The 14730-nt window shown below is 65.3% G+C and carries 11 protein-coding genes; 3 read left to right on the top strand and 8 right to left on the bottom strand.

Features of this window, described 5'->3' with window-relative positions:
* Positions 1 to 357: 357 nt before the first annotated feature.
* Complete coding sequence (locus KQI11_RS06600) at positions 358 to 1701, bottom strand: amidohydrolase family protein (RefSeq protein WP_216401544.1); 1344 nt, start codon at positions 1699 to 1701, stop codon at positions 358 to 360.
* 534 nt (positions 1702 to 2235) lie between these two features.
* Positions 2236 to 3204 (bottom strand): beta-ketoacyl-ACP synthase III, encoded by a 969-nt coding sequence (locus tag KQI11_RS06595; RefSeq protein WP_216401543.1) that lies wholly within the window; start codon positions 3202 to 3204, stop codon positions 2236 to 2238.
* 176 nt (positions 3205 to 3380) lie between these two features.
* On the opposite strand from KQI11_RS06595, the gene KQI11_RS06590 reads away from it, so the two are divergent.
* Entirely contained in the window at positions 3381 to 4238 is an 858-nt protein-coding gene (locus tag KQI11_RS06590) for an MFS transporter (RefSeq protein WP_216401542.1), read from the top strand.
* A 35-nt stretch (positions 4239 to 4273) separates the two neighbouring features.
* On the opposite strand, the gene KQI11_RS06585 is transcribed toward KQI11_RS06590, so the two are convergent.
* Positions 4274 to 5653: a hypothetical protein gene (locus KQI11_RS06585; protein ID WP_216401541.1), complete on the bottom strand. Its 1380-nt coding sequence runs from the start codon at positions 5651 to 5653 to the stop codon at positions 4274 to 4276.
* Positions 5641 to 6054: a GntR family transcriptional regulator gene (locus KQI11_RS06580; RefSeq protein WP_216401540.1), complete on the bottom strand. Its 414-nt coding sequence runs from the start codon at positions 6052 to 6054 to the stop codon at positions 5641 to 5643. Before KQI11_RS06580 ends, KQI11_RS06585 begins: the two co-directional genes overlap by 13 nt.
* 91 nt (positions 6055 to 6145) lie before the next feature.
* On the opposite strand from KQI11_RS06580, the gene KQI11_RS06575 reads away from it, so the two are divergent.
* Entirely contained in the window at positions 6146 to 6472 is a 327-nt protein-coding gene (locus tag KQI11_RS06575) for a hypothetical protein (protein WP_216401539.1), read from the top strand.
* 312 nt (positions 6473 to 6784) lie between these two features.
* On the top strand, positions 6785 to 7708 hold the full coding sequence (locus tag KQI11_RS06570; RefSeq protein ID WP_286172616.1) for a helix-turn-helix transcriptional regulator: 924 nt from the start codon (positions 6785 to 6787) through the stop codon (positions 7706 to 7708).
* A gap of 467 nt (positions 7709 to 8175) precedes the next feature.
* Here KQI11_RS06570 and KQI11_RS06565 read toward each other — a convergent pair whose 3' ends face one another.
* The 4 genes from KQI11_RS06565 to KQI11_RS06550 form a co-directional block, all read right to left on the bottom strand.
* Positions 8176 to 8652, bottom strand: a complete 477-nt coding sequence (locus KQI11_RS06565) for an acyl-CoA thioesterase (protein ID WP_185914616.1) — start codon at positions 8650 to 8652, stop codon at positions 8176 to 8178.
* A gap of 1031 nt (positions 8653 to 9683) precedes the next feature.
* On the bottom strand, positions 9684 to 10055 hold the full coding sequence (locus tag KQI11_RS06560) for an MmcQ/YjbR family DNA-binding protein (protein WP_353653927.1): 372 nt from the start codon (positions 10053 to 10055) through the stop codon (positions 9684 to 9686).
* A 165-nt stretch (positions 10056 to 10220) separates the two neighbouring features.
* On the bottom strand, positions 10221 to 12893 hold the full coding sequence (locus KQI11_RS06555; protein WP_216401537.1) for an ICP22 family protein: 2673 nt from the start codon (positions 12891 to 12893) through the stop codon (positions 10221 to 10223).
* 415 nt (positions 12894 to 13308) lie between these two features.
* Positions 13309 to 14442 (bottom strand): SIS domain-containing protein, encoded by a 1134-nt coding sequence (locus KQI11_RS06550; protein ID WP_216401536.1) that lies wholly within the window; start codon positions 14440 to 14442, stop codon positions 13309 to 13311.
* Positions 14443 to 14730: the final 288 nt, after the last annotated feature.

The following is a 14730-nucleotide window of genomic DNA, read 5'->3' as shown; positions in this document are numbered from 1 at the left end:
GGGGGAAAGGGGGGCGGGTGCATTGGCCCGCCTTTTTTGCGGGTCGGGGCGGCAGGGGGAGGGCATTTGGCGCGTTCGGCGGGGGCGGGCTCACCGCCCTGCGGGGGAGTGAGGGAGTGGGGGAGAGCGGCGCTCCTGCCCGGCCGCGTTTTGGCCTGGGCGCTGGGGTGGGGAGCGGGGAGGAACGGTGTTGGCCCTCTTCTCGATGGCAGGGCGTCCGCCCATTCCCGCCTCGTCCCGCCCCGCGCAAAAAATGCTCCCGTGTGGCTCTAAGTGATTTGGCCTGTCAGGCGGGAAAGGGGGATTTCTGCCGGGCGCGGTGGGCCGATGGCCGGCGGGCCGGCGGAGGCGGCTTCTCTACTCCGCCCTGTCCCAGAGGGGCAGGTTCCCCACCCCAAAGGGGTGCGCCTCCCCCAGGTGGGAGAGGAACCGTCCGGCCCCGGCCCCGCTGCGGACACACCGCCCCTCAAAGGCGGCTATCTCGCCGTTGACGATGGTGCAGACCGCCCGCTTGGCCCCCTGGTCGCAGAGCACCACATTCGCCCGCGCCCCGGCCCCCAGCTGCCCCAACTTCTCGGCGAAGAAGGGGACGCCGGTGATTTCGCTTAAGTAGGCGGCGGGGTTTTGCGTCATGGTGGCCACCGCCCGCGAGAGGGGGAGCACCCCGTTTTCCGCCAGCTCCAGGATGGCGGGCAGGTTGTCCCGGGTGTCGCCAAAGCCCTTCATGGTGCAGTCGCCCTGTCCGTCGGAACAGAGGATGGAGACGGTGCCCTCGGCCAGGGCCTCAAAGCAGAGCGCCTGCGCCTGTGGGTCGATGCGCAGCCCCTCCCGGTTGCCCCGGCCGGGCCGCAGCATGGAGGAGACCAGCTCCCCGGTAATGTTTGGCTGGCGGCAGAGGGCCAGCACCCGGCGCATCCCCTCCGCCCCGCCGGCGTGGGTGCTGCAGCCGGCGGCAGAGGCGTGCCCCAGATAGAGGGGCCGCCCTTTCGAGAGGGCCGCCATCCGCTCGGCGTGGGCGGGGTCCTGGGTGTGGCTCATCAACAGCAGCCGGGCGCGGGAGGTGACGGCGAAGAGCCGCTCGATCTGCGCGTCCGAGAGGATGAGGTGGCCCATGTGATCCTTCACCCCCATCACCAGCGCCCCGGTGGCGGCGGTCAGGGGGGCGCGGGAGAACTTTTGCAGGGCGGTGTCCCAGGGCAGGTCGCCGGCGAAGTAGGCCGCCAACTCATCGTCGTCCAGCTGGCAGGCCAGTAGACTGGCCGCCCCCAGGTAGCAGCCCCCGCTGAGGGGGAGGCCCCGGTCAAATTCCCCCCCAAAGAGGGCGGGGGCCATGAAGGTGTTGCCCGCCCCGGGGGTGAAGGCGGCGGTCACCCCGTGGCAGACGGCGTTTTGGATGGGGGCGGTGCTTACCTCGAAGAGGTCGCCCATGTGCAGGTGCATGTCGATGAGGCCGGGCAACACCAGCAGCCCCCGGCAGTCCACCACCCGGTCGCCGGGTTGGGGGTCGATGTGGGGGGCCGCCTCGGCGACACGGTCCCCTTCCAGGGCCAGGTCAAAGGGGCCCTCCCGCCCATTTTTGGGGTCGACCAGGTGGCCGCCTTTCAGGAGCAGCCGCCCCTGGGCCGCCGGGGCGGGACAGACCCGCCCGCCTGCGGCGGTGGCCACCCCCTGGGGCCGGGGGACAGATGGGTAGAGAGACATGGAAAACCCTCCTTTTGAAAAGCGCGCTCGGGCGGGGCCCGGCGCGGGTGTGCGGGTGGGAGCTCGATTGAAACTGGTGCGGGATCTGTGCCGTTCCCCTGTGACATCTCCGCACCCATGCTGGGTGTGGGGATGGGATACGGTGAGGGGGGCGTCACCGCCGCCGAAAAATGGAGACCGCACCTCATTTGGGCGCGGGGACTCAAGCGGGCGAAGCGCCTGAGGATGTCTCACCGCGCCCCGTGTGGGGGCAGGGGTCGAGAGCAAAAGGCGCAGATGCAAGCACTGTTCGGTCGACGGCGCTCTCCACAGGGATGCGCGAATTGGCCATATGGCAGCGAGGTCATGACCGATGGTGAAGGTGGGGACGCGCCCCGTGCGGGCGCACAGGGGCAAATGGGCGCGGCCTTTCCGTTTGGCCCCACAGACAGGAGTGCACTCCATTCGGGTGCGGGGGCTCGACCCCCGCGAGCCCTCCCAATATGCCGACGGCGGGCAGTTGGCCCCGGCGCGGGCGGGAGCGGGCGGGGCCGGTTAGACGCGGATGACCGAGGCCGCCGAGGAGAGCCCCCCGCCAAAGGCCACCAGGCAGACCAGGTCGCCCTTTTTCAACTGCCCCGAGCAGTTGAGGATGTCCAGCGCCACCGGCACGCTGCCGGAGGAGGTGTTGGCCACGTGGTCGATGTCCACCACGAACTTCTCCATGGGGATCTTCATCAGTTTGGAGGCCGACTGGATGATCCGCAGATTGGCCTGGTGGGGGACGAAGTAGGCGATGTCCTCCACCGCCACCCCGGCCTCGGCCGCGGCGGCCCGCACCGCCTTGGCCAGGGCCTTGACGGCAAAGCGCATCACGGCGCTGCCCTTCATGTAGAGGTCGGTGTTGTGGGGCGCGCCGGCCTTGCAGAAGGGGGTGTCCTTGCGGGGATAGTGGCAGGTGAGGACGTGGTCGGTGTCGGTCACGCAGTCCACATAGCAGGAGAGAAGACCCGCCTCCTCCCCCCGGTGGAGGACGACGGCCCCGGCCCCGTCGCCGAAGAGGACGCAGGTGGAGCGGTCGCTCCAGTCGATGAGCTGGCTGTTGCAGTCGGCCCCCACCACGATGGCGTTGGCAAAGCCGCAGGTCTCCATCATCCCCCGGGCGGCGGCCAGGGCGTAGAGAAAGCTGGAGCAGTTGGCGTTGACGTCAAAGGCGGCGGCCCGCTCGATGCCCAGCCCCCGCTTGACGTTGGCCGCCACCATGGGGACCGAGGTGTCGGGGGTGACGGTGGCGCAGACCACCAGGCCGATCTCCTCCGGCGCGAGACCGCTGCGCTCCAGCGCCTGGGCGGCGGCCTTGGTGGCCAGGTCGGTGGTGGTCTCCTCCTGGGCGATGTGGCGCTGGTGGATGCCGGTGCGGCTGACGATCCACTCGTCGCTGGTGTCCAAAAACTGGGTAAAGGCATCGTTGCCGACGGTGAAGGGGGGCAGATAGCGGCCGGTGGAAAGCAGGGAAATGGGCATGGCGGTACGCTCCTTCTATGGTGCCGGGCCGGGCGGGCAGGTCCGCGGCGGCCCGTTTTTTTGTCTTTATTTTACCATATTGGGAGGGGGAGTTCAAACGGGGGGAGGGGGTGGACAGGGCCTTTTACAAAAGGCCGGCGGCGTGTTACTATGGGGACAAAAGGAGATGGAAAATCGTGGAGAGACAGGAAAAGCGGACGGAGTGGAAGGACATGTTAAAGACGCTGGCCGCCGTCGTGCCGGTGGCGATCACCCTTGCGGGGGGGCTGTCCTTCTTTCACAGCTTTGGAAGGGCCTCCTATTACGGGCTGGAAAACAGTCTGTCCCACTTCTCTTTTCTGTTGGGTGACCGCTTCGTATTCTGGGGGACCCTGGGTGCGTTTGCGCTGGGATTTGTGGTCTTTTGGGTGGTTCGGGCCTGCCTGCATGCCTTTTGCAGGCAGGTGCAGAGCCAGTACAATGAGCGAAGGCAGTGGACGGTCAGGCTGTACCGCCTCTTTTTTGGCAAGAAAAAGAAGGTGGTGCGCACCCTTTTGGCCTTTGTTCTGGTGTTTCTCTTTTCCTTTGCCGCCTATCTCTTTCCCTTTGGTGTCTTTTCAGAGATTGCCGGCTTGGGGTGGAGTGCGAAGACGGCCCTCTCCTTTGCCTCGCTCCCCTCGGTTGTGGCGGGGTATTGCTGGCTCATCTATCAGGAGATGGACGCCACCGTCAACAGGCGCCTGCTCATCCCGCTGGCAGTGCTGGTGGTGGCGATGTTTGCCGGAGTCCTCTGTATTTTCGAGTACGGAAGGGGCCTGGAAGAGGCGTCCGAGCAGAAGACCTACCTCATTTTGTACGACCGCGAGGCCGAGGAGACAACCGGTGAAGAGCAGTGCTATGCGGTGGCCTATGTGGACGACCTCTACTACGCCTTTTCCTGCCGGCGGGAGGGGGAGGGGCGGCTGGTCATCGAGACCGCCCGCCCGCGCAACTTTGAGCGGACCCACCCCCACTGCGAGCGGGTGACCTTTGGCGAGGTCGCCGTGATGGAATAGAGAAGAGGCCGCCTGTTTGGGCGGCCTCTGTCCTTTTATCCATTTGTCAGCGCCTCCAGCGCACGGTAGTAGGACATCGTCTCCTCCTGGGTTTTGCCGTTTAAAAAAACGTACTTCCCGCCCACCACCATCTGGATGAAGGGCGGGTTTTTCTTGTAGATGTAGAACTTGCACTGGCCGTATGCGGTGGAGGAGTAGTTGCCCATGTCGTACTCGCTGGTGCTGCCGCCGCCTGTCCGCACGGCGCTGCCCTCGATTTTATCCACCAGGGCGACAGACTCCAGCTCGGCGGCGTCGAAGCGGTACCCAAAGGCCGGGGCGGCGATGCGCACCTGCGCGCCGTCGATTTGTAGCCGCAGGGGGGTGAAGTCCAGCCGCAGCAGCAGGCCAAAGGCCGGGATGAGGATGAGGGCCAAAAAGAGATAGGGCGCCCGCGCCTTCCACCGCCCCCTGGGGTGGGCGCAGTTGTAGGGCGAGAGGAAGGGGTCGCGCTCCTCCGCCCGGTCCCTCGGGTCGCGGGAGTTGCAGTAATAGCCTGCGGCCCAGTACTCGTCGTCATCGGCGAGGAAGGGGCCCCCCACCTCCGCCGTCGCGGCCTGCTGCACCTGCTCCAGCCGGGCCTGAAAAAAGAGGGCGGCCCCCGCCCCTGCCAGGGCAAAGAGGGGGAAGAAGACCCAGAGGGGGAAGCGGAGGGGCTGCGAGGGGAAGAGGACGAAGAAGAGGAGGAGGAAAAGTACCCCTTCTCCAAAGGCGGTGCTCGCCCAAAAGGCCGACCAGAGCCGGTAGACCCGGCGGTTGCAGCGCAGGTTCACTTCGCTGTCGGCGCAGTAGGTGCGCACCCGCCCCGCCCCTTTGCCCGAGCGCCAGAGGCAGAAAAGACAGGTCGCCAGGTGGAGTGCCGCCAGCGAGGCTGCGGCGGGACGCATGGAGGGGCGAGCCAGGGGGAGGAGGAGAAAGAGGGCGACACAGAGCCCCAGCGCCGGCAGGAACCAGAGGGGGGAGAGAGGCAGTTCCTGGCGGGCGGCGACAGCCCGCAGGTCCACCGGCAGGGTGACGGGGGTCCCCAGACACCAGCCCCGCCGCCGCTTCAGTGCCAGCAGGGACCGAAAGGCCCCCACCCGTAGCCGGGAGGTGAGGAAGAGGCAGCAGCCGTAGACCAAAGCCATCTGAAGCAGCAGGAGGGAGGGCCAGCGCTCTAGCAAAAAGAAGGGGGCCGCCGCCAGCACTGTGAGGAGGAAGAGGAGGTCGATCTGTCGGCGGTAGCGGCGGAGGATGGCCTGCACCTCCGCGTCGTCCCAGCGGGCGCAGGAGAGGGTGGTCCCCAGCAGCCGCCCCTCTTTGCCCACCCGGCGGGCGTTTGCATAGGTGGTGCCGATGAGGATGAGGTAGGTGAGGCCGAAAATCAGAGTGAGCATCCCGACCCCTCCTTTGCTGTTCTGGCCCCCGCGCCAAAGCGCTGGTACTGCTTGCGGCAGAGGGCCAGAAAGGTCTCCTCGTCGATCCCCCGCAGCCCCGACTCGGCTGTCAGCAGGGAGAGGTCGCGCTCCAACTTGGCGGTGAAGTCGGCGGCGGGGGGGAAGTGCTCGGCCACGGCGGTCCCCGCTCGCCGGTCCTGAACCAGGTATCCCTCCTGCTTGAGGAGGGCGTAGGCCTTGTTGACGGTCATGGCGTTGACCCCCAGCTGGGCGGCCAGTTCCCGCACGGTGGGCAGCCGCTCCCCCGGCTGGGCCAGCCCTTCGCCAATCTGCAGGACGATCTGGTTTCGCAGCTGTAGGTAGAGGGGGACGTCGCACTGCAGGTTGAGTTGAACGATCAAGGGGATACCCTCCTTTTCGCGTTAGGTGGCACAGTTTATGTATTATTTGTATTATATTAAATAATGCAAAGTTGTCAAGGGGGATTGCCTGATGGGTGGGGAGCTTATGCGGGCTGGGGCGCGGGACTTCAAAAAAGAGGTGGGGAATGCGGGAGAGACGCTGCCGAGTAAGATGAAGGGGGGTGAGGATTTTAAAAGGAGAGCCGCCCTGCAAGTGTTTGGGAAGGGATACTGCAGGGTAAAAAGGAGGGCATCGGGAGAGGTACTACTGGAGAGGGGAGAAGAGGCAGGTGGAGGGACTTCAAAAAAGGGCTGCCCTGTCGGCTTTGGGGAGGGGTGTACGGGACAGAGGGGAGACGCGAAAGGGGAGAACAGGAAATTTAAAAAAGCCGCCCTATCGGATTTGGGAAGGGGGTGAATGGGGAAGCGGCGGGGTGCGGTCGCCCGCGAGAGTGCAGCGCATCGGCCCCTTGTGCCGGTTTGTTGCCCTGCCTGTGGGAACGCCTCGGGCGGGGCGGCCTGTCCCGTCGGAGAACTGGCGTCGCCGGGAAAGAGGAGTGGCGGCCCGCAAAGGGGCGGCAATTGTGGTATACTGGTTGCAGACAACCATGGCGCTGCGGTATAGGCGGGCAACTGGGCCCGGCCGCACTGCGCCGTGCGCGCGGAAAAGAGGGACAGACGCCCGGTGGGGCGCTGTCCGCCGCGAAAAAAGGAGGGGATCGCCGTGCAGATGCAGCGGCTGTTTTCAGAGCTCTGCCTGCTTTTGCGGCGGGAGCGGGTCACCTGCGAGGAGATGGCCCGCCTCTACGAGGTGGCGCCGCGGACCATCTACCGGGATATGGATGTCTTGAGCGGCGCGGGCATCCCGGTCTACACCCAGCGGGGCCGGGGCGGCGGGGTTGCCCTGCTGCCGGGTTTTGCCCTGCCCCGCACCCTGTTGACCGAGGCCGAGCAGGGGGCGGTGCTGGCGGCTTTGCAGGGGGCGGCTGCCGCTGGGGCCGAAGGGGCCAGCGCCCTGGACAAGCTGTCGGCCCTCTTTGCCCGGGGGGAAGAGGAGGAGCACTGGCTGGCGGTGGATTTCTCCCCCTGGGGCGGGGATCGGGCGGCGCAGGAGACCTTTTACCTGCTCAAAGAGGCCATCTTGGGGCGGCGGGTGCTGGCCTTTCGCTATTACAGCGCCCGAGGAGAGGCCACCCAGCGGGAGGTGGAGCCCCGGCAGCTGGTCTTCAAGGGGCAGGCCTGGTACCTCTGGGCCTGGTGCCGCAAGCGGGAGGACTGGCGGTTTTTCAAGCTGCTGCGGATGGAGGGGGTGCGGGACACCGGCGAGCCCTTTTCCCCCCGCCTAGCCCCGCCCGAACTGGCCGAGGTGGAGCCGGACGGCTTCGGCCGCCCCGTTTCCCTGCGGCTGCGGTTCGCCCCCTCGGCCGCCTTCCGCCTGGCGGAGGAGTTTGCCCCCTCCCAGCTGTGGCGGCAGGCCGACGGCAGCGCAGTGGTGGAGCTGGATTTCCCCGAGGGGGAGTGGCTGTACAGCTACCTCCTCTCCTTTGGGGAGGGGTGTCTGGTGGAGTCCCCCGCCCCGGTGCGCAGGGAGTTGGCCCGCCGGGCGGCTGCAGTGGCAGCGGCGGCCGGGTGGACGGACGGGAAGAAAAATTGAGTTCCCACCGCGCCGCGGGGGTGAAAAAGCAAAAAGCCCTCCCCAGAAGGGGAGGGCAGCGCTGTCTTTGTTGTGCGCTCAATAGGCCTGGCGTCGGCGCTCACTGCGGAGGGCCCGGCGGCGCTCGGCGGCCTGCCACTCCTGCTGCTCCTCCTCGCTCTCTACCGAGAGAGGGGAGAACTTGGGGGTGAGGGTTCTCTTTGCCTCGTCGCGGGGGTGAAAAGCAAAAAGCCCTCCCCAGAAGGGGGGGCAGCGCTGTCTTTGTTGTGCGCTCAGTAGGCCTGGCGTCGGCGCTCGCTGCGGAGGGCCCGTCGGCGCTCGGCGGCCTGCCACTCTGGCTGCTCCTCCTCGCCCTCTACCGAGAGAGGGGAGAACTTGGGGGTGAGGGCTCTCTTTGCCTCGCCGCGGGGGTGAAAAGCAAAAAGCCCTCCCCAGAAGGGGAGGGCAGCGCTGTCTTTGTTGTGCGCTCAGTAGGCCTGGCGTCGGCGCTCACTGCGGAGGGCCCGGCGGCGCTCGGCGGCCTGCCACTCCTGCTGCTCCTCCTCGCTCTCTACCAAGAGGGGGGGCACTGGGGTGGGGTTTCCCTCTTGGTCCAGGGCGACCATTACCAGGTAGGCGGTATTGATGAGACGCCGCTGCCCGTCCAGGGATTCGACAAAGGTGTCCACCCGCACCTCCATCGAGGTGGTGCCTGTGTGGGTGACCCGGGAGATGAGGACCACCATCTCCCCGGCGTAGGCGGCCGACTTGAATTGCAGGTTGTCGATGGCGGCGGTGGTGACGTCCCGCCCGCTGTGGCGGCGGGCGGCCACGGCGGCAGCCACGTCGATCCACTCCACCAGCACCCCGCCAAAGAGGCGGCCCGCGCCGTTGATGTGGCCGGACATGACGATGTTGGTCTGCTCGGAGCGGGAGAGGGACGAGGGTTTGGGAGTTCGGGGCATGAAAGCGCCCTCCTTTCTGTTGGCTGTATGTCAAACAGGTTTTAGTATACCACGTTTCGGCGGGGCGGGGCGAAAAATTTTTGGTGGGCAAAAAATTTACAGGGCGGTCACACAACCGGGCGAATCGGTGGTAAAATAGACCGGAAAAAAGACGCAGGGGGCGAAGAGGATGAACAAGTCCAAGCGGTGGGTGCAGGTGGGGGCGCTGGCCCTGGCGATTTTGCTGGGCCTGGGGGCCATTGTGGGGGCCTGCATGCCCCTGTTTTTCTAGGGGGCCGTCGTGTTTGCCCAGTCACAGGTGAAAAGAGAGCCGCAGGGTGCGGCTCTCTTTTTGTCTGTTTGACACGCTTTCGTGAAACGGCGACCCCCGACTAAGCCAGGGAGGGCAAAGAAACTTTAGACTTAGACATCAGGCGAAGCGGGAAACGAATGGGGATCACGCCACATCGAAACACGTTCTCAGGGCGCAATTGTCTGTTTGCGGGCTGAGGGGCAAAGGGCAAGGGAGAAGGGATACAAGGGGAAGATTTTTCGGTGCCCCTTGAGGGACTTGTCGGCATTATGCCCTTTTTAGGGCTTTCTCGAGCCCTCGGCTTTGCCAGGGGGAGGCGCCTGTCGGGGGTTGAAGCGGCGCAGCAACGGCGGTGGGCGGATGGGGGTACCTGCTGCCAGCCGGGTTTCTGCTGACGGGCGGGGGAAAAGATGTCGGGGATTGAAGCCCCTGTTGTCGCCAAACGACAGGTCAAGCTGCGCCGCCAGCTTGCCAAAGAGAGGGGGCGGCGGCGCCGATTTGCGGGGGAGAGGGGGGCTTTGGCGGCAGGAGAGCAGCGGCATTTTCAACCGTGGCCGGTTTTGACGGCGGGGAGAAGGCGATTTGTCCGGCGGACCCGGCGGCAAGCGGTACCCCCCCTCGCTGCTGGAGAGGGGGCCTGCTGATGTGATAAAGGCACTTTTGGGGAGGGGAGAGTCCATTTGGGGTGCAGGGCCCCGGTCGGGAGAGGGGCGCGCCGCGCTCTTGCCGGGCGGGGCTGTCAGCGCCGCCCCTGGGTCAGGCGGTAGCTCATCTCCAACAGGTCAAAGACGGCCTCCTTTCCCACCGACCCGTTCAGGAGGATGCTGATCCAGCGGTCCTTGTTCATGTGGTAACCCGGGAGGATACCCGGATTTTGCCGCAGGGAGCCGACGAGCAGCGGGTCGCACTTGACGTTGAGGATGTCCACCCGCCCCTCGCCGGGGAGGCCGAGGGAGCGCGCCGGCACCTCCATGAGGAGGGCGTACCAGCGCCGGTTCCCCCGGTGGCGCAGCACCAGGTGGTTGGGAAAGCGCGCCCAGAGGGCTTCCGGCTCGGTGCCGTAGCGCTCCCTGGCGCGCGCTAAAATGGCCGCTCGATTCACTGGGTGCACGGCAAACGCTCCTTTCGGGTGGACACAGGCCGCCTTTTTAAAACGAGTATAGCGGGAGGGGCGGATTTTGGCAAGGGCAGGCGCAAAAAAGGAGCCGCGAAAGGGCGGCTCCTTTTTGACTTTGGGGAGATGGGTTTATTTGCGGCCCTATTTCGCCATCGCCGGTTAGCGCTGCAGGTGCTTCCAGTCGGCAAAGTGGCGCTTGCAGAGCGCGGCGACGAGGAGCGAGGTGGCGAGGATGGCCAGCCAGGTGGGCAGGGCGGAGGCGTCCCCTGTCTGGGAAGCGCCGTCCTCCGGCCCCTGGGCCGGGGGCGCGGCGTCGCTGCCGGAGGGGTCGCCCTCCTCCGGGGCCGGGGTCGGGGGCGTCTGCCCGCCGTCGTCCCCGGCCGGCGGAGTGTCGTCAGCCGGTGGCTCGGGGGTCACCGGGTCGTCGGGCTCAGGGGTCACCGGGTCATCGGGGTCGGGCTCCACCGGGGCTTCGCGGTAGAGGGCGCGAACGGTGGCCTCGGCGCTGGCGGTAAAGGCGGTGTTGGCGTCGGTGGCGTCGGCAAATTGGCCCTCGCCCGACACCAGCTCCCAGCGGTCAAAGACCATCCCCTCGGGGGCTGGGTCGGCGGTGAGGTAGGCGGGCTGGCCGATGAGCTGGCTGCCCGAGCCGCACCCACCCTCCACTGTGAGGGGGTAGAGGGCGGGCTCGACAGAGACCAGCACATCGGTGGCGGGCCGATTGCCGACGCCGAAGGTGTGGCCGCCGCCCTCCAGGGGAATGACTGCCCCGTCCTGGGGGCGGGCAATGGTGGGGAGAGGGGTGTCGGCTGTTTTCAGCGAGAAGTCGATATCGCCGCCCACCCGGACAGCGGGGGCGCCGCTGCAGGAGAGGGCGTAAAAGAACCAGTTCTTTCCGAAGGAGAGGTGTGTCCCGTCGAAGAGGAGGAGGTCGCCGCTGGTGACTACGGCGGGGATGGGGGTGTTCTCCCCCTTGACGGGAAGGGCGCAGGCAGTGACGCAGGAATCGCCTGAGACGACGATCTTTTTGTCTGACTGGATGGGCGTTTCTCCCACCGCGCAGACGTTCAAGCGGGAGGAGTCGATGGAGAGTTGGTGGCTTTCGTCTTGCGAGTGAAGGACAATGGGCCCGTTTGCCTTGAGATCGCTGCCATTGCGGAGGCCTATGCCGCCGTTGGTCGACTCGATCCCGTCGCAAAGGACGGTACAGTTATTAAAATTGACGCTTGGAGCAGAGATTTTTTTGCAAGTCAGGTTCTGAATATTGGTCACATTGATTGAATCGACAGCGGCTAGGTCCCCATCTACCGTCAAGAAGCCATTCTCCAAGGCATGGGCTTCCTTTACCAGGAATAGGGAACCCGCGCTGCTGGACAGAGTGGTGAGATGACTTGCCCCATCAAGACCAATAAAAATGTCGACTGTCTCCCCCTCTTGGCGGACAAGGGGTTCCAACGTGACACAGTGCTCTCCCTGGTCAACTTTGTTCAGCTCTATATATCCGGCCCCGGACGTAACTTTAATGTACACATCTCCCTGTGCCGGCCCACCGAGCCGACAGTTGTTCTCGAGAATGAGGACGTGGGAGACAGGGTCATAGGTATACTGGGCCTGCCCCGTTCCGGCAGTATGCGTCATGCCTATCGACAGTGGGGGCGCATACCTCACCCGCAGCAGGTCAAAGCCGGCAGAGGCGGTATAGGTGGCGCTGCCATTTGAGAAAGCTAGGTACATGCCGTTGCGGGTGATGTTAAGGGAGTCGCTGCCGGTGGTGGTGAGAGTGACCTGATCCCCCTCTTTGCAGTAGAGACCGTTAAAGCCCCCTTGGCCAGAGATATACTTGCCCGCCGGGGCAGAGAGAGTGACCGCCTGGGCGGCATCGCCGGTGCGCTCTACCCGGCGGTAGACCGCGCCGACGGTGTCGGACCCCTCTACCGTGGGCTGGTTTTCCCCGGCGGCGGCGAGGTACAGTTCGGCCGCCTGCAGGCCTTTGGCGCTGGAAGCGCCCATCAGCACAGCTGTTTGCACCTGACAGCTGCTGGTCTGGGGGCATTCAAAGTTCCCCCCGTCCACCAGCAGGACCGCTGTGGCGGGGGCGGCGGATACCGGCCAATCGGCGATGCGGAGGGTGGGACGGGCACCCTCCTCCCCTTTGATCGTCACAGTGCCCGCGATGGTGTGGACACTGGCACTGCCCAGAGAGAAGGAGTAGTTGCCTGGCAGCAAGGTCAGGTTGTCGATGCGGCCGGCAGCACAGGTGAAATCGGGGATCTGGCCGCAGGAGCGGAAGGTGAGGGCGGTAAAAGAGCCGCTCTCGGAGCAGGAGAAGCGGATGTTTTGCAGGGCGGCGGCGTCCATTGCCTCAAAGGTGCAGCGCGCGATATGTCCGCTGTTGACGAGATTGGCAGAGTGGATCGACACCTCTTCGGCCTTTGCACCGCCTTTGCAGGTGAAGGTGGCCGTCTCGTTTTGCACGGTCATTCGGTTGAGCTGACCGGTGAGGGTAAAGTTGCCGCCCTGCTGGAGGATCTGTCCATTTCCTTCGGCCGTGAGGGTGCCGGCACAGGTCATTGCCTGTTCGAGAACCAGTTCTCCCCGCACGACTAGGGTGGCCCCCTCTTCGACGGTGACAGGGCCGGCGGGAGAGACCCGCTCGCCCGCCGGGACAAGGTAGGTGTTCCCCGCGGTCAGGGTGGCCGTCTCGGGGGTGAGGGGGATTTCGTCCCCCGCCGCCAGGGGCGAGAGCCACAGGATGCCGGCGAGGGCCAATAGGGCGAGAGCAGCCCCTGCGGCGCCGGTCCAGTGCCGCAGGGTGAGGCGCGCGTGTTTCACGTGAGGTATCCTCCTTTAAATACAGGGGGAAAGCGGCCGCACAGCCAGGCTGTGGGAAACGGTCATCTTTCCCCATTTCGTGCCAGGGGGCATAAAAAATTGCCCAATGGATCGGCCGATCCACTGGCCCGGTCGACATTTGGTCGCTTTTTGCCCTCTTATTTGTGGATTTTCGCCCAAATACATCAAACGAAAAAGCACACTTTTTATACAGTATACAAGATTCGCCAAAAGTTGACAAGGGGGGTGCCAAACAAAAACCATTCGCGCGCATTCGGGGCGTCTGCGCCCCTCTGTTTGCATCTGCCTATCCTTTTAAATTTTTCCGCTTTTTGCCAGTGAAAAAGGGGACAAAAAGGCACAGGGCGGGCCCGGAGGCCCGCCCTGTGCCGGCGGTCGATTTTAAAAGAAGGGGTTACAGCACCACGATCTCGCTGTCGCGGATGTGGGAAGAGCCCTCGGGGGTGCGCCAGACGGCCCCCTCGTAGGCGCGGAAGGGGGGAGCGCCCTTGAGCTCGGAGATGAAGTCGCCGATGAAGTCGTAGGGCAGGTGACTGACAATGGGCCGCACCCAGGTGTGTTCGGGGGTGGGCAGGGCGATGATGTGGGCCCCCTCGGCAAAGGTGCCGGGGGCGCAGTCGGTGATGACATAGACCTTGCGGCCGATGTTCACCGCGCACTGCACCAGCTCCCTGGTGCGGGAGAGGGAGGGCGAGTCGGCGAAGATGGTGATGAAGGTGCCCAGGGTGGAGGGCTCCTCGGTGAAGTAGTTGATGTGGCACCAGTCCTCGCAGTCGTCCCCGGTGACGAGGCCGCCGAAGAACTCCACCATCTTGGCCTGGCCGAAGACGGCGGTGGAGCGGCTCTCCCCGTCGGAGACAAAGTCGAAGGCGCGGCAGTCCTGCAGGTCCTGGGCGGCGGCGAAGCAGGCCTCCTCCATTGCGGGCAGGGCGGCGGCCGCCTGGTCGAGATGCGCGGTGATGCAGGCGGTGAACTGCTCGTGGGTGAGATTGTTGGAGCCGTTGACCCGGCCGATGTGGTGGGCCAGGCAGAACAGCGCCAGGGTGGAGGCCACGTAGGAGCAGACCCCGGGGGCGGGCTCGAGCTGGGGCATCCCCAGGGGGAGGACGTAGTTGGCGGAGGTGGCCACCGGCGACTCGGGGTTGTCGGAGATGGCCAGGGCGACCCCGCCGTGCTTCACCGCCCGCTGCAGGCACTCGGCCACCCGGCTGACGGTGCCCGAGATGCTGATGCCGATGACCAGGACCCCCTCGATCTTGCCGGCGGGGAGGTGGCGGGCAAAATCGGTGGCCTTGATGGCGGTGCACTTGACCCCCGACAGGGCCTGGAAGGCCGGCAGGGCCGAGAGCCCGGCCAGGTAGGAGTCGCCGCAGCCGGTGATGTAGACCCTGTGAACGGCCAACAGCTCCTCCGCGGGGATGACCTCGCTGATTTTGGGGGCGGCCATGTTCTGCAGGATCACTCTGCCGAATTCGGGGGTGTAGCGGCTCTGGCGTGCGCCGGCGCTGTCGTACTGTTTTCTGTCCATGGTGGCGTTACCTCCTAAAAATTCCGCCGGGCAGCGGCGGAGATTGGGTTCATATTCCTAAACAGTATAGCACAGATAGAGGGGAGAGGGTCTCCAAAAATTTGGCCCTCTTTTTGTCGATTCTGGTGGGGAGAGGGGAAAAAGAGCGACAAAAAGCGGTTGACATTTTGGAGGATCGCGCATAAACTAATAATTAGTTGGTTAATGGTTAACTGATTTATATTTAGCTGGCAAAATAGTGGCGGCGCGGCGATCCCCTTCTTCCATCGGCTGAAGGGGGAGGCGGCC

The organism is Acetanaerobacterium sp. MSJ-12 (genome assembly GCF_018917875.1).
Lineage (GTDB): Bacteria > Bacillota > Clostridia > Oscillospirales > Ruminococcaceae > Bittarella > Bittarella massiliensis.
This window is presented reverse-complemented; position numbering and strand designations above follow the sequence as displayed.